The organism is bacterium SCSIO 12844, assembly GCA_024397935.1.
Classification (GTDB): Bacteria; Pseudomonadota; Gammaproteobacteria; order Francisellales; family Francisellaceae; genus M0027.
Genome location: CP073743.1, coordinates 944,194 through 965,093, shown reverse-complemented (window position 1 = coordinate 965,093; position 20,900 = coordinate 944,194). Strand labels below are relative to the sequence as shown.

Genomic DNA, 20,900 nt, shown 5'->3' with positions numbered 1-20,900 from the left:
AGACTATTAAGATTTTATTTTTTTCAGTTCTGTTTTTGCTAAATTTGCTGCCTTTGAATTTGGATAGTTTTTAATAACTTTATTAAAATAAGATTTAGCTAATTTAGTATTACCTTCTACACGACAAATAGCACCTAGTTGTACTAACGAATCTGGATACTTCTCACTCTTTGGATAACGATCGACAATTCGCTTAAACTTACTTTTTGCTGAAGATACTTTACCATCAGCTAAATAAAGTACGCCCATATAATAAAGACTTTTTGAATAATACCTACCATTATAATAACTATTTACATAGTCACTAAAGCCTTTTAATGCACTTTTATATTGCCGCTTAAGCATTAGGTTATAGGCTTTTTCATAAGCAACATCTTGAGGATCTCTAAGCTTTTGTGCTTCAACTTTTTTAATCTGCGCACTTAAATCTTTTTGAACGTCAGATAGCTTTTGATCATAGACTTTATTTGTTTGTGTAATTTTATCATCAGTTGTCTGAATCTTATGATTATTTACTTCAATTTGATTACGCAAATTATCAATACTAGATTGATATTGATTATATTTCTCTAGCCGATCCATTAAATAATTAATTTGATTTTCTAACTGCCTAACTTTAGTATTTAACTGATTTACTTGATTTTGAAGCTGCTCATTTGTCGCAGCAAATACATTTGTTGATAAGCTTAAACTAATCACCAAAGGCAAGGCTATTTTTTTGATTGCTTGATTAATAGCCATTGATTAACTAACACCTTCGCATGACTGACCATAGACTAATACATCACGGCGATCTAAATCATAAGCTTTTTTCCAATCACCACCAAAATCATCCGGAGATGCTGCAGGTTTTAACTCACCAAAACTGACAGTACATATCTGATCTTTAGAAACGCCATGTTTAAGTAAATAATCTTTTGCACTATCAGCACGCTTTTGGCCTAGATTTAAATTATAACTCTCGCTACCACGTGGGTCAGTATGGCCTTCAATGCGTACAATTTGTTTTGGATATTCAACTAAAAAGCTCGCCACTTTATCTAAATTATCTCTGGAGGATTTTTTCAAATAATAACTATTAAATGCAAAATAAACAGTTACAGGCATTTGGCTTAACTTTTGAACCATTTCTAATTTTTGTTGATCCGTATAGTCTTGTGAATCATTGATCATACTATTATATTTAGCTAACTCTTCCCCACTAAATGTTTTACCTTGCTCTCCTAAACCATGAGATGAGACGCTATTACTACTACCATCTGGCCCATAAGCATTGCCATCAGCATCAACAATTGGCGCACCTTTCTGAGTTGCACACCCTGCTAATAATACAGCTGCCAATACGCCAACTAACTTATTTATTTTCATAGTCATTACTCTAGCTCCTTTATATTTTATATAATCTAAATTTAAAATGCATGTCCTAAAGATTAGCAAAAAAATACTTCTTCGCCCAATAGTTTAGTCCCATATGATATGAATTACTCATAAGTATGGCGACCATGAAGGCGACTGCACATTACCTTTTGTTGTTGGTAAGTCTATGTGTACCTGCCCATCAAGTGATACCATCGCTAAATTAATCTTTCCATTGGTTAAAGCACGCGTATAAACTACCATCTGTCCATTAGGTGATATACTAGGTGATTTATCTACATTACCACCTGTTAATACTGTGATATCACCATCTTTTAAACTCTGTTTAGCAATATTTAAATCACCTCCTCTTTGTGCTTGATGCATAAAAACAATTGCTTTACCATTTGGAGTGAAATGTGCATCCATATTTTGTACGCCATCAAATGTTAGTCTTTTAGGATAGCTTTCACCAATTTGAAGTTGATAAATTTGTGGTAAACCACTTCGATTGGACGTAAATATTAATGACTGACCATCGGGTGAAAAGGCAGGCGATGTATTGATACCAACTGAGGTTAATTTTTCAAGATTATGCTTTTTAAGATTAAATAAATAGATATTTGTATAATAGCTTGTCCCTTTTGATAAAGCTAAAGCCATTAAAGTATCATCTGGCCCAAAAGCAGGTGCACTATTGATACCTTCAAGATTTGAAACTAATTGACGTTTGCCAGTCACAATACTAATTCGATAAATTGCCATACGTCCATTAATATAGCTAACATAAGCAATATACTTACCATCAGGTGACCACGTCGGTGATGCAATTGGAATACCTGTTTGCTTTAATAATACTTGAGGGTTAACTCCGTCATAATCTGATACAACAAGTTTATACACTGCCTTTTTTTGGTCATATGGGTTTAATACTTCAACATAGGTTAATTTTGTTGAGAAATACCCCTTTGTTCCCGTAACACCTTGATAAATTAAATCACTAATATGATGTGCTAAAGCGCGTAATTGTGATTGGGGAATGTTTTTAAAAGCTTTAGCAATTAGTGATCGTCCACCTAATTGGCTAATTAAATAGAAAGATACATCATAGTGATTATCTGTTGATTGGCTGACTTGGCCTAACACAATAAACTCAACACCTGTTTTAGACCATTGAACTAAATTTAAATCCTTAACATTTGATGTTTTTTGAGGCATCTTAGCTTCTGTTAATAAACTAAAGCGGCCTGAATTTGTTAAATCTTTTTCAAGAATTCCTACAACTTCTGATGATTGTACATTACCACTAAATGGAATAATTGCAATTGGATAAGGGCGGTCGACTCCCTTTTCAATATGAATTGAAATATCAGCAAAACTTTGATTATATGCTAATAGAATCGAAAAAAAGATACTAAGATAAATACTCAGACGCATTGATTTCATCAATCATTTCCTCCAAAACTTAAAGTTATATTTTGAAATTGTTTTTTTAATGTTTCTGACTGTGGCATTGGCAATTGCTGTGCTTTTTTAACTGCTAAAATTGCTTGTCGATCAAAAATCGCATTACCACTGGACTTATAAATACTGACAGATTGAACATCACCATTTAAGTTTAATGAAATTTTAAGCCAAACAACATTATCTTCTGATAGTGACTCAGGGTCCGTCCAGTTAGACTGAATTACCTGCTTAATCAATGCTTTATAGCGATCAGCCTCGGTCGCTAAACGTTGTTGATTTTGTGCTTTAATCTGAGCTTGTCTTTGTGCATTATTAGCTTGAGTAATTTGTTGATCAATGTCTGCTAAACCTAGATTTTTAAGTGAGTCTAACTGCTGTTGTTTTTTAGCTTGATCTTCTTTTTGTTTTTTTAATTCATCCTGGCGCTTTTTCTCTGCTAATTGCTTTTTCTTTTGTGCTTCTAATTTTGCTTTAGCCTTAGCTTGTGCTAAAGCTTTTTTACGTTTTTGCTCTTGAAGATATTTTTGGCGCTGGATTTGCTTTTGTTTTTGAATTTCTGCCTGACGTTTTTGTTCTTTGATTTGATCTAAACGATTTAGCTCATTATTTACCGCTTTAGAAGAGACAACAGAAGCTTGAACGATTGATTGATTTGCTACTGGGTTAACTGAGATAGAAACTGTGCGTTTTTTTTGTGGTTGGTCATTGGTTAAAAATATAACCAATAAAATAGCAGCAATTAAATGCAATATAACAGAAACAAATAATGCAATTGATGATGTTTTACGCGATGAAAACTCAAACTGCAATAATCCTTTATATGAATTGGCAAACTTTTTTTTATGCATCATCATCCGTCATTAACCCAACACTGGGTGCGCCTGCTTTTTGAAGTAATACCATTGCTGAAACTACTTCTCCATAATTAGCATTTTTATCACCACGGACAAATACTTGACGTGAATGATCTTTATTTAATTCCGTTTTGACTCTAAGTAATAATGACTGTGATGTTAAAGGTAATTTAGGCTGATCTGCAATATTTAAAAAATACTGCCCCTTATTATTGACTGTAATTATCATTGGTTTTTCAGATTTTGGTGGAATCTTTTTAGCCGTTGCTTGTGGCAAATCAACCTTAACACCTTGTGTTAACATCGGTGTTGTAATCATAAAAATAACTAATAAAACAAGCATCACATCAATATAAGGTACAACATTAATATCAGCAGATACCTTACGCTTTGTTCTATGACGTTTCATATAAGCCATATAGTATACATCCTAATTTTTCAATTAACGTTGTGTATGAACCTCACGATGGATAATGCTGCAAAATTCATCTTGAAAGTTCTCAAACTCAGCAACACGAAGATCAATCGAGCGACTTAATCGATTAAAAGCAATCACAGCTGGAATCGCAACAAATAGCCCTAAAGCTGTCGCAATAAGTGCTTCTGCAATATGCGGTGCCACCATTGAAAGTGTTGCTTGCTCTACACCGCCTAGAACAGTAAATGACGCCATAATACCCCAAACTGTACCTAATAAACCAATATATGGTGCAACTGAACCAATCGTTGCTAATAAAGATAATTGATTTTCAAGTCGATCAGCTTCTCTTGTGATTGTCACTCTCATAACGCGATTAATACCATCAATAATCGCATCAGCACCAATACCATTTCGTTTATGTAATTTCATAAATTCCTTAAAGCCACTATGAAATACACCAACAATACCTTGTAGTAAGCCTTCATTTTTATCTAAATTTTGATATAGCCTACCCATATCAGAACCAGACCAGAAACGCTTTTCAAAATCTCGATCATTTTTTCGATATTGTTTAATTAATAAAGTTCTTTGAATGATAATTGCCCAGCTCCAAATAGAGCAAACTAACAATACCAATAAAATAAACTTTACGACTGGATCTGCACTACCTACCAGATGCCAAATTGACAGATTATTTGTCACGATTTTCTCCAATCCTTATGATTTAAATTTTCTATGCTTATTCTTACGTTTATTATAATCTAAGGCAAGACTTTGGTGGCAAGAAAGTTAGAATATTTATTTGTAAAATGATATATTATTTATGGTTTATATATAACTTTATTAAAATGCACCTATGAAATGATACAGCCACTATCCTTATCTTTGTCCTGTGTTTTTTGATCATGCTTAAAAAATAAATCCATCTCATTATCACCTTGACAAAACGAAGCTCTTTTTGCACAACCTAATCTTGAATATTCATCTTCACCTGAAGCACGAGCAAATATGCCATAACCTTTAACCCAGTTAGACATTTCATTTCTTATATTATTCATATTTTTATCTTTAATACTCATCAAATTCTGTACAAAAATATAAGTTTGCCCTCTACCATGATCACCATGACCACTATTAAAGTAAAACTGCCCAGAATTCAGATAGTCATAAGCACAGTTTAAAGCTTCTAACAAAACACCATTATTTTTAATAGCTTCAATATTTGCTGCAATAGTTAAATTTAGATCTGGCGTTGAACTTTCTAATAAAACAGATATGGCTCTTGCTTGATGAGCACTTAGCTTAAAACCAAAAGCATTAAGTTGTGCAGATAGTTCATCAACCTTAGGATACATTTCGGTTAAAAAATCAAATATCACAGCTTCTTTATCAGGTCTCTGTTGAGGATCTTTTGCTGTCATTAACTCTGCTGTATGCATTAATTTTGAGTTTTTGGGCAAAAATGTTTGTAATGTTAATCCTAATGAATAAGTATCTGTTTTTAAACTATATCCAACTTTTTCTACTTCTGGTGCCTGATAATATGGCGTCCCTTGTCTTAGTGTAATTGATTTTTCTTTCGATGCTGAACCAAAATCTATTAAGCGTACAATTCCCTTCTCATCTATAACAATGTTTTCAGGTTTAATATCATTATGAAATATTGCTTTGCTTTGATTTGAAAACTTACCTGTATTTAAACCACATACTAAATGAATTAATTGATAACCCACATTCAACCTGTGTCTTTCATCTTGAAACGAAAGATTATCTAATGTCTCACCTAAATAGTCTAAAACAATATAATGTTTATCTTCCCTTGTTGCATACCCTCTTAGTATATTAATATCTTTTAAAATTTCTAGTTCATCTTCAGATTTATATGCTTCATAGACTATTTTTATAGCAAATAGCTGACCTTGTTCATTTTCAGCTAGCTTTACTTTTCCAAATGAGCCTTCTCCTAAAATATTACCTTTACCTGCCATTGCTAAGATTTGCTCATTTACAGAAATAAAAGAATGCGCTATAGAATGAAGTTTATCTTGTAAATCCCTATATTGATTAGGCGATATTATGCCCTTTGAACGTTTAAGTTTTACACCATCTATAAATTGTTTAGCTTTAAGATATTTTTTTGCAATTTCCCATTCTTTTGCTTTTTCTTCTTCTGACTTCCAATGCAACCCAACCATATGAAACTTAATTTAATAAATTATATTAATTACATTTATTTTTAAAATAATAACAAAACAAGATCAAAAAATAAACAGATAAATTATGATATATAATTAAACACAATTATTAAGATTCATTCTCATTTGTGAAAAGTTAATTATCGAGTAGCTATTATGAATAAGTTGACTGCTATTATCAGTTCTGTAATAAAAAGAGGGTCACCCTGGATGAAAATAAATCAGATTGATGCATGACTTTTATAACAGATGCTGAGGTTAATAAATATTTATATTAGCATGGTAACTATTTATACCTTCAGATATAGAGATCCATGGACATGCTGACTCTTCTCTATCTACTTGTTTACAAAAGAATATATACGACTCTGATTTAAATATTAAGTTAATACCATGATCACAAGTCATCATCTTATTTACATAACGACAAGCTCCATGAGTATTACTAAAATGAAAGATATAAACATCATCAGTAGAACTAAGGTCAATTTCAGTTATTTCAAGTAATTTTCCAACTCCATCAGTAACTACTATTTCACCTAAACCAATTGATTTGTATTTCCCAAAACCATCGGTTGTTTCAATAAACATATTACCTTTCTTACCAGATGCCCATTTATTTTCACAATCTTGTCCATTACAATTTGCTGAGTCCAAAATCACAGTACCTTTTGTATCTCCTCTAACAATAAACCCCCAGTCACCATCTTTTTTATAACGAGCCCATTCAATTCCTTTTTTATCTCCAAATGGTTCATTATTCTCATCAAGAAATTGATAGTATATTGTAAAATGCTTTTCCTTTCCTTCACAGCTACCCTCAGCCTTATCTTGAACTTTAAAAATCATTTCATCATTTGTCGTAAGTATTGCTCCATTAATGAAGTTAACAAGCATTTTTATACATTGCCAATTACCTTGAGTCACTTTTACAGAATAATTACTTGTATTTTTAATTGTAAAATCAAAAGTTGTTCCAGCATATATATTAGCTGAAAAGATAAAGCAAAAAAATGAAGCTATTTTTATAATTATTTTCATACAGTACAACCCTCATATATAGACACTGGAAATAATAACGCAATGCTTCTTAATTGTAAAGCACTAAACTTTTTTATTATTCGAAAAAAGTAACCTAATAGATAATGTTATTACCTTAACCTCAGCATCTGTTATAAAAGTCATGCATCAATCTGATTTATTTTCATCCAGGGTGACCCTCTTTTTATTACAGAACTGATAATAGCAATCAACTTATTCATAATAGCTACTCGATAATTAACTTTTCACATAAGCAATCTTCTTTTGGGCTGAAATCTTAATTGGGCTAAGAGTCCATGCAGTTAATGCAGAAAGCAAATAAGTCAAACTGAACGATGTCTCGTATGCCAAAGCATCAATGAATTTTTTAAGTGATCAAATAAAGCTTCAATAATACTCTTTTGATTTAGTAGCTGTTATTGTTCAATCCTTAGTGTTGGCTTTTAATTGCTTTTCAAGGATAATGCAAAAGTCGTCTAGGCAACAAAAGGTTGTGATGAATAAATCTTCCATGATGAGTGGTATTATTTTGTGAATATTTATCTCATCATAACACCATAAAGATCAAATGGTTAAATTAAATGCTATTTTCGAACTCAGGTTGAAATTATTTTCTTTGTTACATTAATTCAATATAGTGCATTATGATATTTTATAAAATACTGCATACTTCTTGATCAATAAGCTGATTTAATTTATCTTTTGCATGAAACATTAAAAAATGACCCGATGCTAAATAATAAACTTTAATTTTTTTAGATATCTTTTTTACAATATCGGCTCTATGTCTTGCTTCAATTGACGTCAAGTATACAATTGGTATATCTGGCTCTAGTATTTTTAACTGTTTAACTTTATCTACTAAAATTGCTTGATAAAGCAAATCAGAAAATATCTTTGGCGCATTTTTCCATACTTCAGACATCGATATGATTTTTTGATCCATCAAAGCTAAATCATCATACTCTTCACAAACAAACAATTTTTTCATACCATTAAGAAAAATCTGTTCACCTTCAAGTTTTGTAATTTCATCTAAAAATGTTTTTGTATCTTTTGATATATCTGAAGAAATGGTTGTATCTAATATAAATAATGCGCGTAATTGGTTTTGAAACTTTAAAGCTAATGAAAGCGCTATTGCACCCCCCATACTATGGCCAATGATAACTAGTTTCGAATACTCAAATGACTGAATACATTCTGCTACTTGATCAATACAGTCTGTAAAATTAATGAGTTCACCTAATTTAACCTTTTCTAAAATAAAGTTTGTATAATCCGGCAAAATAATTGGAAACTTATTTTTGAAAAACGCCACCTGAGCCTTAAAATCATCATAATGACAACACCAGCCATGTAAAAAGACAATCGCTGTGTCAGAATGCACATTTTTTATATGCTTAAATTTCAACTAACTATCACTTTTTGGCATTGGAATATTAAAATGTTTATAGGCATGAATGGTTGCTGTACGCCCTCTTGCTGTACGCATAAGATACCCTTGCTGTATTAAATAAGGTTCAATCACATCTTCAATGGTACCTTTTTCTTCACCAATTGCAGCTGATAAGGTATCAACACCAACAGGCCCACCACTAAATTTTTCAATTAATATTGATAAATAACTCCGATCCATATGATCAAAGCCAACTGGATCAACATTAATCATCACTAACGCTTTATCTGCATTCTCTTGGGTAATAATGCCATTTGATTCAACTTCAACATAATCTCTAACTCGGCGTAATAAGCGATTGGCAATTCTTGGTGTGCCACGAGAGCGTCTAGCAATTTCTTTGGCACCATCTTTCTCTATCTGTATTTCTAACTTATCAGCTGAACGTAAAACAATGGATGTTAAATCTTCAACATTATAAAACTCTAATCGCTGAACAATACCAAAACGGTCTCTTAATGGAGAAGTTAAAAGTCCTGCTCTTGTCGTTGCACCAACTAATGTAAAAGGTGGTAGATCAATTTTAATCGAACGTGCAGCAGGCCCTTCACCAATCATAATATCCAACTGATTATCTTCCATCGCAGGATATAATACTTCTTCAACAACAGGACTTAAACGATGAATTTCATCAATAAATAATACATCATTGGTTTCTAAATTGGTTAAAATTGCTGCCAAATCACCAGCTTTTTCAATCACAGGGCCTGATGTTTGACGCAAGTTAACACCCATTTCATTGGCAATAATATGAGATAACGTTGTTTTACCTAACCCTGGTGGCCCAAAAATCAATACATGATCTAATGCATCAGAGCGTTTTCTAGCTGCTTTAATGAATATATCCATTTGTTGACGAACTTTAGGTTGGCCTTCATACTCACTCAAAGTTTTAGGACGAATCGCTCGGTCGATTAAAAAGTCATCTGGCTTTTCTGATCCTGATACAATTCGGTCAGTTTCTATCATATTACTACCTATTTAAACTTCTTTATCTTTCATTTGCTTAATCGCCTCATTAATTTCATCAAATGAAAATCCATGATAAACCAAATAGCGCTTTAACTTTTCTACTAGCTTAAAATCATTTAATGTTTCATTTGAGTTAATATATTTCCCAACTCGATTTAAGCATAGCACATTCCAATTAGGCTTAATTTTATCAATTACCTCTTCAAATAAATCTGAACCAATACCTTTTTGTTTTAATTCGCCTAAAATGCGATAACGGCCACGATTTTGACTTATATTAAAGCGCACAAAACTTTCAGCAAAACGATAGTCACTTTGAAATCCTTTTTCAGCTAACTCAATCAATAAGCTATCAATTTCTTGATTATCTAAGTGATATTTTCTTAGCTTTTCTTTTAACTCTTTCGTTGCATACTCTCGTTTTGCTAATAAAGATATTGCATAGTTTTTAGCATATTTAAGCTTTGATGCTTTATTAATCATTCAATTGATCAGGTGTTGTCGCCTCATTTAATTCCTGATTTTTCTTAGGTAGTGAAATCTCACGAATGGCTTTATCAAGTTCAGCTTTTGCCTCAACATTTTCTTTAAGCCATTGACGAACATTTTCTTTACCTTGACCAATTTTCTGACCCTTATAGCTATACCAAGCACCTGCTTTTTCAATGAGTTTATTTTTAACACCTAAATCAATAATCTCACCTTCAAATGATGTCCCTTCACCATATAGAATATCAAACTCTGCTTGTTTAAATGGTGGTGATACTTTATTTTTAACGACTTTTACTTTGGTTTCATTACCCAAGATTTCATCACCTTTTTTAATCGGTGAACCACGACGAATCTCAAGGCGAACGGATGCATAAAACTTCAATGCATTACCACCTGTTGTTGTTTCAGGGTTACCAAACATAACCCCAATTTTCATCCTAATTTGGTTAATAAATACAACTAAAGTATTTGAACGTTTAATATTTGCTGTTAATTTTCTTAAAGCTTGTGACATCAAACGTGCTTGTAAACCCATATGTGAGTCACCCATATCACCTTCAATTTCTGCCTTTGGCGTTAATGCTGCAACTGAATCGATAATCACAATATCACAAGCACCTGAGCGAACTAACATATCAACAATTTCTAAAGCCTGCTCACCTGTATCTGGTTGAGAGACTATTAAATCATCTACCTTAACACCTAAAGCTTCTGCATAAACAGGATCTAATGCATGCTCTGCATCAATAAATGCTGCTGTACCACCTTGTTTTTGGCACTCTGCAATAGCTTGTAATGTTAGCGTTGTTTTACCCGAAGATTCTGCACCATATATTTCAACAACTCTGCCCTTTGGTAAACCACCAACACCCAATGCAACATCAAGCCCAAGTGAGCCTGTTGAGATTACTTCAAGATCACGTGCTTTTGGTTGATCTCCCATACGCATGATCGATCCCTTGCCAAACTGCCTTTCAATCTGCGATAATGCTGCATTTAACGCTTGTGTTCTATCACTCATGACTAAACGATTCCTTTTTATGATTAAATTGACAAATAAAAATCTAAAATTATTAGACTAGGTTTATTGTAGCAGATATCAGCATACAGATTAAAGCTAAATTGCCAGCTCAGATATATCTGCAACGCGATTTAAATTTTGTTGTAATTGTTTTAATAAAGCAAGGCGATTAACCCTTACTTTTTCATCTTCTGTCATCACCATCACATGATCAAAAAACTGACTAATGGCCGTTTCTAACTCTGTTAATGCTGCTAATGACTGATCATAATTTTCTGCTTCTAACAAATCAGATACTTGTTCTTTAACTTGATGCATTTGATCATATAAACTTTGCTCTTGTGATTCACTGAGTAAGTCTGCATTAACATAATCTGACATATCACCACTAAAATTTTTCTGTAAAATTTGTGCAACACGCTTATTAAGACTCGCTAAAACTTGTGCTTGCGGTAAGTCAATAAATTTACAAACTGCATCTACTCTACGACTAAAGTCACCAATGTGCGTAATATTTAAAGCTCTTATTGATTCAAAAATCTGTGGATTAACACCTTCATCACGATAAATACCTTTTAGGCGTTCCATCATAAAATCAAATACATCTAAAACACTTTGATCATCTAAATGAACAGCATATAGCGACTTAGCTTTTTCAAGCAAGGCATTCAAATCAAGCTTTAAATCATATTCTTTTAATATTCTTAATACACCTAATGCCTGGCGACGTAGTGCAAATGGATCTTTTTCACCTGTGGGTTTTAGGCCAACACCAAAAATACCCACTAGTGTATCAAGCCGATCCGCTAAAGCAACTGACTGACTTATCACAGTTTTTGGTAGTTCATCACCTGAAAATCGAGGTAAATACTGATCATATAATGCATTAGCAACTTCATCTACTTCACCATGTGCTTTGGCATAATAACGTCCCATCACCCCCTGAAGTTCAGGAAATTCATAAACCATTTCTGTCATTAAATCAGTTTTAGATAAGATACCACTACGAAAAGCATGATCTTTATTTTCATTTAATTTATCAGCAATCCACTGTGCCAATTCGGCTATACGCTTAGATTTATCTGCCATTGTACCTAATGCTTTTTGAAAAGTGACATGTTCTAAGCGGATTAAATGCGAATCTAATGGCGTTTTTAAATCTGTATCATAGAAAAATGCTGCATCTGATAGGCGTGCTGTAATGACTTTTTTATTGCCATCAATGACAGCTTGCGGGTACTGACTATCAATATTACTAATCGTTATACAATAATTTTTAAGTTTGTCATTAAAATCAACGATTGGGAAGCATTTTTGATGACCTTGCATGGCTGAGATTAATGCCTCTTGTGGTACACGTAAAAAGTGTTCATCAAATTCAATCGCTAATGCATGTGGGTATTCAACAATTGCTGTTACTTCTTCAACTAAATCTTCATCTAAAGCTACTTTAGCTTGATACTGATTTGCAATTTCATTAGCTTGATTAATTAGCATCGATCTTCGCTCATCCCAATCAACTAAAACATGCCCTTGCTCTTTAAGTGATTCGACATAGGCTTTTGGCTCTGTAATGGTAATAGCTTTAGGTGCATGAAAACGATGCCCATAAGTGATATCCGTTGCTTTATGACCAAATAAATGAATTGGGATGATATGATCACCTAACATTAATACAATCCAGTGAACTGGACGCACAAACTGATAATCATAGTTACCCCAACGCATCATTTTAGGAATTGGTAGTGATTTAATTGCTTGTTTAAGCATTGCCTCAATCACACCTGTTAACATTTTACCTTTTTCTACTATATCAAATGCTAGCTTTTCACCTTTTTCAGTATCAACTTTATCTAATTGATTAATATCTTCTACACCACAAGATCGAGCAAAGCCTAAAGCCGCTTGTGTTGCTTTACCTTCTTTATCAAAAGCAGCTGTCACAAAGGGTCCTTGACGTGTTATTTTTTTATCCTTTTGCGCAACTTGAACTTTATCAATAATAACAGCTAATCGTCTTGGTGATGCATAATAAGAGACTTTTTCAAACCCAAAGCCATTTTTTTGAAGTTGTTTTTCTAAACTGGATGCTAAACTCTCTGCAAGATTTTTTAATGCCTTAGGTGGCAACTCTTCTGTTCCAATCTCAAATAATAAATCTTGAGTTTCTTTCATCTTAACATTTAATCCTATTTTTAATTCTTGGTTCTATCTATTTTCAGTGTAACTTATAGCAAGGTTTATATTTTACTCTTTTGTAAAAATATTGACAGTGAAATTTAAAAGTAAGAATATTTAACATAACTTTTATTTCAGTGTCTATTTCAAGCTAAGTTAAAATTGAACAAATCAAAAATTTATACCCATTTGTTTATAAAACAAAGCTAAATTAAATTTTCATAATCAGAGATAAGAATTTTTTTTCTAATTTCCTTTTATTAAACAATCAATTGTTATTTCAAAATGCATTTGACATCTTGCACCATTACAAAAATAATCAACCATATAAAAATTAATAACTCAATATCTAAATAATAGGAGGTTGCAATGCCAGGGCCATATAACATTAAAACACTTACTTTTAATGCTGCAAATAGTAATCTACATAAAGACTCTGTTGATCAACTTACAAGCACATTGGATGTAGAAAATGAACAACCAGATGCAATCTTTATTAGTTTTCAAGAAGCAGCCAATAGCTGGCATGGTGAAAACTTAGGTGAGCGTATCGCTAAACGCCTAAGAAATTTAGGTGAAAACTCAGAAGGTTATACCTTAGCTTATAACGAGAGTTTTCGTACAATGACTAAACCATTTGAAATTGGTAAAGTCGGCTCTGTTGTTTTAGTTAGAAATGACCGACTCAATGAAATTATTGTTGAAAAGAAAAACTCAGGGCAAGAAAGTTGGGTTCATGGATTTAATAAAGGTGGGACCTACACAACATTACGTATAGGCAATTCAAGAGTTGGTCTTGTAGGTGGGCACTTTGACTCTGGTAATGAAGCATATAGAACTGATGAGCGAAATGCTTTAACTGATCATTTCTTAGATCAAAAAAAACATCAAGATCATGTGGATAGTATTATCTTAATGGGTGATTTAAATGAACGTTTACATAGTGATTTATATATAGATCATAGAAATTTTATTCAATATATTGATCATTATATTGATGAACACTTAGACCAGTGGCCAGATGGGCGCCCTAGTCACCAACAAGTATTAGAAAATACAGAGCGTCATCAACAATTGCACCAAGAATTAATTGAACGGTTTGACCCATTATATAATCAAGGTCATCCAGATGGTTTTAATGGATTTATGTTTGGAAAGTCTGAGTTTTTAAGCTATCTAAAATTTGATAGGAATGGAAATATTAAGCAATCAGAAGATGCAACCCATAACCGCAAAATAGGCGCACTCGATAATATTGGTTTTAAAAACCATGGTGACAGAGGAAAATTTACAGCTGAGGAGCACAGCGTACACACTCATCAAATTACAAAACCAAATGGTCGGGAAGCAAGTGATCATAAAGCTGTTACTCGCACCCTGACTTTTGAAGATATTGAGTTAGAACCTAGGCAAAAACTAACTAAAGAGTTTGAGCGCAAAATCATTCAAGGGTTTGATCTTGGTGCTTTTGGAAGCAGTCATAAAGTGACAATTGATGGAAAAAAATATGAAGTACCTCAAAGGGTCAAACATTTCTATGAACGACTTACTGGTGAAGAAAATTTAAATTTACAAGAAGAGATAACAACCATGCATAATCAAGCTAATCAACGTTCATCACATTTATTATTTTTTGGTAGAACTCAAGATTCAACTAATCAGTGGCTTGAAAATTTAAATATCAGAGTAGATCAGTAGTATTTATTTAAACGCTATTACAGTTGGAAAAATATATGCTTTATCATAAATAAAGTTCACATCTTTAAAACCAGCTTTAGTTAATTGTTCAAGTGTTTCTGCTTCTGTTCTAAAACACTGCCATCTAGCACCTAAAATATCACTAAAAATAACCTGCTGTAATCTTAAATCACCTTGATTAATTTGATCCATTTTCCATGGTGATTGATCAGATAAAGTTGGTGGTGGAGTAATAAAACTTGTCACAAGTTTACCACCTGACTTTAACGCTTGATAAAATTCTTTGTAAAGTGCAATAACTCGATCACTACTTGGTTCATAAATATTTAAGCCATTACTAGAAATTAAATCATATTCATTATTAGCACTTAAATGCCAGGCATCTTCATTAATAACGGAAACCCATTGATTTAAGTTTCGCTTTTGAGCTAATGCAAGAGTACCTTGTAATGCATCAGCATCAAAATCAATACCTACTAAATTAATCTGATTAATATTATCGTAATTAAGATATAGTAGCTCCCCCATTAAGCCGCAAGGAATACAGGCTAATGTAACATTATCTTTAACAATTTTTTGGTTTTCTTGTAAAAAAATTTCAAAGCGCTGTTGTGTTGCTAATAAAACTGGTGACCTATCTAAAAGATAACTTTCTAATTCAGTTAATGAATTGCCATCTAAATCTTTACCTGATTTACGCCCAAACCAAGGGTGAGTTAACATATAATGCGTCCAATAACCATTAATTCCTTGATGTTGAATTAAAAATTGCCCAAATTTAAACGCTGCTAATTGATCTAAGATATCTAGCTGTTCTTCAACTGTTATATGTGGTTTATCACCTTGGGCAATGATTTTATCTTTTAATTGTGTAATCGCATTTGCTAAATTTTCTACCATTAAATCATGAGAAATCAGCCCTAATTGATCGTTTTCCATCTTACTTTTCCCTTTCAATCATTTTATTAGCCATACAAATATGCTTCATTTTCTTATATTTTGCTATACAATCAATAAATAATTTTTCAAAGAGATAATAAAATGGCTATGAACTATCAACGTGCAAGCTTTCTTAAAAGTGTTGCTGAAATAGACCAACTCCCGCCAGATGATGGTTATGAAATTGCGTTTGCAGGGCGTTCAAATGCTGGAAAATCTAGCGCACTTAACACATTAACACAACAAAAACAGTTAGCACGTGTTAGTAAAACGCCAGGCAGAACTCAGTTAATCAATGTTTTTCCACTAGATGAACAGCGCCGGTTAATTGATTTACCAGGCTATGGTTATGCTAAAGTACCTTTAAAAATGATTAATCAATGGCGTCTTTTAATTGATGCCTATGTTAGCCAAAGGCAATGTTTGAAAGGTATCGTTTTATTAACTGATCCACGCCATAGTTTAAAAGAATTTGACTTGATGATGATTCAATGGGCAAGAACGGTTCAAAAACCTTTACATATTCTTTTAACAAAATCAGATAAACTAACCAATAAAGAACGTCAACTTGCATTAAATGAAGCTTATAATGCCATCGGTGAAAAAAATGATCTAATCACCGTACAACACTTTTCATCATTGAAAAAAACGGGGCTGGATAAACTCACTGCTAAATTAGACCAGTGGCTTGAAATTTAACTTACTATCTATTAAATTGTCTTCGTTAAAATCTATTTTTAACTAAAATGTCCTGGTGGCACAGCTGGATAGCGCGACTCCCTCCTAAGGAGTAGGTCAGAGATTCGAATCCTCTTCGGGACGCCAATTAAAATTTATTATAAATCAATAAGTTATCCATCTTAAAAGTTCCACCAATCTGTGATTTAATTTCCATCAAGGTAACACTGGGGTAACAAGAAGTTTATTGCTATCTACTGAGTTGACATTCAAATCTAACAATATACTGCGCTTGCGAAATATATATGTTTGCCTTAAATATTTTCTATCATATAAATGAATGTTTAATAATTAAATGAATTGTTTGTAATATAGACATCTCATAGATTTAGGCTACTTTTTACAAGAAAATAATTAAATATAAAAATTCTATATAAAAATACCGTATTTATGACCATTGACAAAATTATTTAAAAGTAATAAAAATGCAGGATAAATAATGTACTAAAGCAATTTATATGCATCATAAAAAAATAATAAAAAACTTAAATTTAAAGTGAGACTCAATGTTTAAAAGTATTTCTGAAAAACTTAAATTTATATATTCCAAATTAAATTATAATAAAAAAATTCATAACATCTCAAAAGATGCTTTAAATGATATATTATATAAAATGCCCGGATACATTTATTTTAAAAGCATAAACTCCAAATATATGTGGGTTAATGAAAATTTGGTTAAATTTTCTGGATTAAACGAACCAAAAGAAATGATTGGAAAAAGTGACTATGATTTTGACTGGGGTAGTAAAGAAGCTGATAAGTTTGTTCAAGATGATCAATATGTCATTCAAAATAGTCAAAAAATTCTCACAGAACATCAGTTACCACAAAAAAGGGATGATGGTGAATTCCTTTTTGTTAGAACTGAAAAGTCCCCCATGCATGATAATAAAGGTAATGTAACAGGCATATTAGCAATTGCTACAGATATTACTGATCAAAAAAAATTAGAAACAAAATTAATGCAGGAAACAAAAAAAGCTCAAGCATTAGATAAACTAAAAACTGAATTCATGCGAAATATGGAACATGATATACGTACCCCTTGTGCAGGCATATGGGGAATGGCTGAATATTTATATAACTCTGAAACTGATTCTAAGAGAAAGGAGTGCTTAAATGACATCATTTCATGTTCTAAAGAGTTGCTTGATTATTGTAACAGCATCTTAGACTATTCCCGTATTGAATCTGGGACATTATCGCTAATAGAGCGAGAATTTACTCTAAAGCAATTAGTTAAAAGTATAATAGATATTGAAACTCCTGCAGCAAAAAATAAAAATTTATCATTAGGTGTAAATATTAATAAAAATATTCCTGAGCGTTTGATTGGTGATGACTATCGCATAAAGAGAATACTAATTAACCTTATCAGCAATGCTGTTAAATTTACCGATCACGGCTATATTAAACTAAAAATAGACATCATAGAATTTGATCAAAATAATATTCTTCTTAAGTTTATTATTGAAGATAGTGGTCAAGGTATTCCAAAAAATAAACAGGATTATATTTTTGAAAGGTTTACAAGACTTAGCCTATCAAACCAAGGATCACATAAAGGTATTGGTTTAGGATTAAGGATTGTTAAACAATTTATGCACGAACTAAGTGGTACAATAGAATTAATCAGTGAGCTTAATAGAGGTACAAAGTTTATTTGTACTATTCCATTAAAAACTCATTCAACACATTAGGAATAAATTACTTAAGGATAGTAAATTATGCACAGCAACTTTAAAAAGGTATTAGTTGTAGAGGATATGTTAATTGCCCAAAAATTAGCTCAGTATATTTTGGAAGAGCTAAATTGTTCAGTTGATATTGCAAGCAATGCAAATGATGCAAAAGTACTGGTTAACCGAGATACTTATGATTTAATTTTTTTAGATATTGGCCTCCCTGACTCAAATGGAATTGAATTAGCAAAGATCATACGTAATACAACCACCTCTAATGCTAAAACTCCAATTATTATAGTAACTGCAACCAATGAGTTAAATTATGAAAATGAAGCTGCTGCTGCAGGAGTAAATGAGTTTATAGCCAAACCACTGACTAATAATATATGTCAACTACTGTTAACTAAATATTCAAAAAAGGAAATAGCTACTTATGACAAATGTACTTAAAAACTGGCAAGCTCAAAAAATAGAAAATAGTCAACACTTTCAAGAATTAGCTTATTCCGAAATTAATGAACTAACTTTTACTAAACGAGAAGGTAAAAAGTTAACTTTAGATGATAATACAATAGTTACTGATTTTGTTTCTTGTTCATATTTAGGCCTAGATTTAGATACCAGAGTAATTACGGCAGCTTCTAAACACCTAAATGAGACAGGTACAACTTTTCCTGCTGCTAGAACACGTATAAAAAGTCACCTTTTTACTCAGTTAGAAAATCTTTTAAATGAAATTTTTTATGATGCTTTTACAACAACATTTTCATCTTTACACCTTGGACATCTTGGAGTACTAACAATACTAGCTTCAGGAAAGCTTCCAAGTTTTCCTCCAGATAAAAATGGATTTTGTTTTATTTTAGATAAAACATGTCATGCTTCAATTCAAATTCAAAGAGCCTTGTTAAGTCAATTTGGTGATGTTTTAATAATTAACTTTAATAACAAATCAGAATTAGAAAATGCTTTTCTAAAGTCAAATAAAGATTATAAAAAACCTGTAGCGATTGCAGATAGCATAGGCTCTATGGGAGGCGTCATTGCAATTGATTTGTTATTTGAACTTGCTGATAAATATAAAGGTTATATATATTTAGATGATGCACACGGCATGTCTATTTATGGTAAAAATGGTTGTGGCTATGTTCTAGATAAATTAGGCTATTTTCATCCAAGATTAATTCTCTCAACTTCTTTATCAAAAGCATTTGGCTCTGTTGCTGGTGTTATTGTTCTTCCTACCAGTTTAGATGACAAGATCTTAAAGCACTACTCTTCTACCTATATTTTTAGTGGTCCCCCCCCTTTGTCATCTATTTCAGCAGCAATTGAATCAGCTAAAATACATTTAAGCAATGAAATTTATATGCTCCAGCAAAGATTACAACAAAATATTGCTTACTTTGACAATCAGTTACCATATGATTATATCATTAACTCTGGATCAACTTCACCAATTAGAGGTATAAAAGTTGGTGATGAATTTAAAGCAATACAGCTATCAAAGCTACTAAAAAAAGAAAATATTGCTGTTACAACTGCTATGTATCCTACAGTTGCAAAATCAAAAGCTATCTTAAGAATTGCTTTATCTGCTCTGCATCAAAAATCGGATATTGATTACCTTAGCAAAATACTAATAAAAAATTATCAAAAAATTAACGTTTAAAAATATAGTTGTTTTGATATGTAATCATTACTTTGTAATAGTCAATAAAATCCGTAGTAATATTTTGAGTCGCCTTGAAAAACTAGCTACTCACCTAAGAGTTAATACCATTGGAAAATATTATCTGCACTTTATGAGTATATTATTTTAGTATTACCTGGCATAAGAACAACTCCCCGTAGTGTATTAATTAATCATGTTCATTGTAACTAAGAATCAGAAATATATGAAGCATTACGTTATTGCTGTTTACATTAATATAACTTATTGCTTTATAAAAAGTAATTATTAATTTTTTAATATTTCATGTTACAAAATATCAAAAGTTTTTAAAGATATGATTTTTGTTAAAGCAATGTCATAGATAAAAAAGTTATATCCACAGCTAACTATACCAATCAACTCTAAATATTTAACTATCCCTACCTGTGAATAAAATCCTTTAATCTCATATTGATATATCATTATAATCTTTAAATAAACCCAAGCTACTTTCGATTACATAATTGAAAAATACTCATAAATTTCAAATTGTTATATAACGAAAAAGTAACTTTTTTCATCCAATTTGATACCATTTTAACTTCAATTGAATCATAATTATAATTAATATTTATCATACTAAAATGTGCATAACTTTGTGTATAACCTTTTGATTAATATTGACTATATAACAACCATTAATTATTAAATTACTAATCATTGAAAT

At 31.8% G+C, this 20,900-nt stretch carries 20 protein-coding genes and 1 tRNA gene; 6 read left to right on the top strand and 15 right to left on the bottom strand.

Features of this window, described 5'->3' with window-relative positions; translation table 11 throughout:
- Positions 1 to 6 precede the first annotated feature (6 nt).
- The 14 genes from ybgF to glyS form a co-directional block, all read right to left on the bottom strand.
- Positions 7 to 741 carry a tol-pal system protein YbgF gene (gene ybgF / locus KFE69_04690; protein ID UTW43396.1) on the bottom strand — a complete coding sequence of 245 codons (735 nt, stop codon included), beginning with the start codon at positions 739 to 741 and terminating at the stop codon, positions 7 to 9.
- Positions 742 to 744: 3 nt separating this feature from the next.
- The gene (locus KFE69_04685) at positions 745 to 1,374 is read right to left on the bottom strand and encodes an OmpA family protein (GenBank protein ID UTW43395.1); all 630 of its coding nucleotides are present in this window, start codon (positions 1,372 to 1,374) and stop codon (positions 745 to 747) included.
- 111 nt (positions 1,375 to 1,485) lie between these two features.
- Positions 1,486 to 2,802, bottom strand: coding sequence for a Tol-Pal system beta propeller repeat protein TolB (gene tolB / locus KFE69_04680; GenBank protein UTW43394.1), 1,317 nt, complete (start codon positions 2,800 to 2,802; stop codon positions 1,486 to 1,488).
- Positions 2,802 to 3,677 (bottom strand): cell envelope integrity protein TolA, encoded by an 876-nt coding sequence (tolA, locus tag KFE69_04675; GenBank protein ID UTW43393.1) that lies wholly within the window; start codon positions 3,675 to 3,677, stop codon positions 2,802 to 2,804. The genes tolB and tolA overlap by 1 nt, the downstream gene beginning before the upstream one ends.
- Positions 3,664 to 4,095 carry a protein TolR gene (gene tolR, locus KFE69_04670; GenBank protein ID UTW43392.1) on the bottom strand — a complete coding sequence of 144 codons (432 nt, stop codon included), beginning with the start codon at positions 4,093 to 4,095 and terminating at the stop codon, positions 3,664 to 3,666. The genes tolA and tolR overlap by 14 nt, the downstream gene beginning before the upstream one ends.
- A gap of 24 nt (positions 4,096 to 4,119) precedes the next feature.
- Positions 4,120 to 4,800 (bottom strand): protein TolQ, encoded by a 681-nt coding sequence (tolQ, locus tag KFE69_04665; protein UTW43391.1) that lies wholly within the window; start codon positions 4,798 to 4,800, stop codon positions 4,120 to 4,122.
- A 152-nt stretch (positions 4,801 to 4,952) separates the two neighbouring features.
- Entirely contained in the window at positions 4,953 to 6,293 is a 1,341-nt protein-coding gene (locus KFE69_04660) for a serine/threonine-protein kinase (protein ID UTW43390.1), read from the bottom strand.
- A 258-nt stretch (positions 6,294 to 6,551) separates the two neighbouring features.
- Entirely contained in the window at positions 6,552 to 7,334 is a 783-nt protein-coding gene (locus KFE69_04655) for a hypothetical protein (GenBank protein ID UTW43389.1), read from the bottom strand.
- Positions 7,335 to 7,657: 323 nt separating this feature from the next.
- Entirely contained in the window at positions 7,658 to 7,729 is a 72-nt protein-coding gene (locus KFE69_04650; protein UTW44009.1) for a hypothetical protein, read from the bottom strand.
- Between the two features lie 257 nt (positions 7,730 to 7,986).
- Complete coding sequence (locus KFE69_04645; GenBank protein UTW43388.1) at positions 7,987 to 8,748, bottom strand: alpha/beta fold hydrolase; 762 nt, start codon at positions 8,746 to 8,748, stop codon at positions 7,987 to 7,989.
- On the bottom strand, positions 8,749 to 9,762 hold the full coding sequence (ruvB, locus tag KFE69_04640) for a Holliday junction branch migration DNA helicase RuvB (GenBank protein ID UTW43387.1): 1,014 nt from the start codon (positions 9,760 to 9,762) through the stop codon (positions 8,749 to 8,751).
- A gap of 12 nt (positions 9,763 to 9,774) precedes the next feature.
- A complete protein-coding gene (locus tag KFE69_04635; GenBank protein ID UTW43386.1) occupies positions 9,775 to 10,248 on the bottom strand; it encodes a regulatory protein RecX in 474 nt (157 codons plus the stop codon).
- The gene (gene recA, locus KFE69_04630) at positions 10,241 to 11,278 is read right to left on the bottom strand and encodes a recombinase RecA (protein ID UTW43385.1); all 1,038 of its coding nucleotides are present in this window, start codon (positions 11,276 to 11,278) and stop codon (positions 10,241 to 10,243) included. Before recA ends, KFE69_04635 begins: the two co-directional genes overlap by 8 nt.
- A gap of 96 nt (positions 11,279 to 11,374) precedes the next feature.
- A complete protein-coding gene (gene glyS / locus KFE69_04625; protein ID UTW43384.1) occupies positions 11,375 to 13,453 on the bottom strand; it encodes a glycine--tRNA ligase subunit beta in 2,079 nt (692 codons plus the stop codon).
- 372 nt (positions 13,454 to 13,825) lie between these two features.
- On the opposite strand from glyS, the gene KFE69_04620 reads away from it, so the two are divergent.
- Positions 13,826 to 15,154, top strand: coding sequence for a hypothetical protein (locus tag KFE69_04620; GenBank protein ID UTW43383.1), 1,329 nt, complete (start codon positions 13,826 to 13,828; stop codon positions 15,152 to 15,154).
- A gap of 3 nt (positions 15,155 to 15,157) precedes the next feature.
- Here KFE69_04620 and KFE69_04615 read toward each other — a convergent pair whose 3' ends face one another.
- Positions 15,158 to 16,093 carry a class I SAM-dependent methyltransferase gene (locus KFE69_04615; protein UTW43382.1) on the bottom strand — a complete coding sequence of 312 codons (936 nt, stop codon included), beginning with the start codon at positions 16,091 to 16,093 and terminating at the stop codon, positions 15,158 to 15,160.
- 108 nt (positions 16,094 to 16,201) lie between these two features.
- Between KFE69_04615 and KFE69_04610 the strand changes: the two genes are divergently transcribed.
- The 5 genes from KFE69_04610 to KFE69_04590 all read left to right on the top strand — a co-directional run bounded on the left by KFE69_04610 (position 16,202) and on the right by KFE69_04590 (position 20,191).
- Positions 16,202 to 16,792: a YihA family ribosome biogenesis GTP-binding protein gene (locus KFE69_04610; protein ID UTW44008.1), complete on the top strand. Its 591-nt coding sequence runs from the start codon at positions 16,202 to 16,204 to the stop codon at positions 16,790 to 16,792.
- 49 nt (positions 16,793 to 16,841) lie between these two features.
- Positions 16,842 to 16,918 (top strand) — tRNA-Arg (locus tag KFE69_04605).
- Positions 16,919 to 17,337: 419 nt separating this feature from the next.
- The gene (locus KFE69_04600; protein ID UTW43381.1) at positions 17,338 to 18,534 is read left to right on the top strand and encodes a PAS domain-containing protein; all 1,197 of its coding nucleotides are present in this window, start codon (positions 17,338 to 17,340) and stop codon (positions 18,532 to 18,534) included.
- A 27-nt stretch (positions 18,535 to 18,561) separates the two neighbouring features.
- Positions 18,562 to 18,969, top strand: coding sequence for a response regulator (locus KFE69_04595; protein ID UTW43380.1), 408 nt, complete (start codon positions 18,562 to 18,564; stop codon positions 18,967 to 18,969).
- A complete protein-coding gene (locus KFE69_04590; protein ID UTW43379.1) occupies positions 18,953 to 20,191 on the top strand; it encodes an aminotransferase class I/II-fold pyridoxal phosphate-dependent enzyme in 1,239 nt (412 codons plus the stop codon). Before KFE69_04595 ends, KFE69_04590 begins: the two co-directional genes overlap by 17 nt.
- Positions 20,192 to 20,900 lie beyond the last annotated feature (709 nt).

Excerpts from the sequence above, each read along its gene's own strand:
- ybgF (UTW43396.1), bottom strand. The coding sequence starts at position 741 with ATGGCTATTAATCAAGCAATCAAAAAAATAGCCTTGCCTTTGGTGATT.
- KFE69_04685 (UTW43395.1), bottom strand. The coding sequence starts at position 1,374 with ATGACTATGAAAATAAATAAGTTAGTTGGCGTATTGGCAGCTGTATTA.
- tolB (UTW43394.1), bottom strand. The coding sequence starts at position 2,802 with ATGAAATCAATGCGTCTGAGTATTTATCTTAGTATCTTTTTTTCGATT.
- tolA (UTW43393.1), bottom strand. The coding sequence starts at position 3,677 with ATGATGATGCATAAAAAAAAGTTTGCCAATTCATATAAAGGATTATTG.
- tolR (UTW43392.1), bottom strand. The coding sequence starts at position 4,095 with ATGGCTTATATGAAACGTCATAGAACAAAGCGTAAGGTATCTGCTGAT.
- KFE69_04660 (UTW43390.1), bottom strand. The coding sequence starts at position 6,293 with ATGGTTGGGTTGCATTGGAAGTCAGAAGAAGAAAAAGCAAAAGAATGG.
- KFE69_04655 (UTW43389.1), bottom strand. The coding sequence starts at position 7,334 with ATGAAAATAATTATAAAAATAGCTTCATTTTTTTGCTTTATCTTTTCA.
- ruvB (UTW43387.1), bottom strand. The coding sequence starts at position 9,762 with ATGATAGAAACTGACCGAATTGTATCAGGATCAGAAAAGCCAGATGAC.
- KFE69_04635 (UTW43386.1), bottom strand. The coding sequence starts at position 10,248 with ATGATTAATAAAGCATCAAAGCTTAAATATGCTAAAAACTATGCAATA.
- recA (UTW43385.1), bottom strand. The coding sequence starts at position 11,278 with ATGAGTGATAGAACACAAGCGTTAAATGCAGCATTATCGCAGATTGAA.
- glyS (UTW43384.1), bottom strand. The coding sequence starts at position 13,453 with ATGAAAGAAACTCAAGATTTATTATTTGAGATTGGAACAGAAGAGTTG.
- KFE69_04620 (UTW43383.1), top strand. The coding sequence starts at position 13,826 with ATGCCAGGGCCATATAACATTAAAACACTTACTTTTAATGCTGCAAAT.
- KFE69_04615 (UTW43382.1), bottom strand. The coding sequence starts at position 16,093 with ATGGAAAACGATCAATTAGGGCTGATTTCTCATGATTTAATGGTAGAA.
- KFE69_04610 (UTW44008.1), top strand. The coding sequence starts at position 16,202 with ATGAACTATCAACGTGCAAGCTTTCTTAAAAGTGTTGCTGAAATAGAC.
- KFE69_04600 (UTW43381.1), top strand. The coding sequence starts at position 17,338 with ATGTTTAAAAGTATTTCTGAAAAACTTAAATTTATATATTCCAAATTA.
- KFE69_04595 (UTW43380.1), top strand. The coding sequence starts at position 18,562 with ATGCACAGCAACTTTAAAAAGGTATTAGTTGTAGAGGATATGTTAATT.
- KFE69_04590 (UTW43379.1), top strand. The coding sequence starts at position 18,953 with ATGACAAATGTACTTAAAAACTGGCAAGCTCAAAAAATAGAAAATAGT.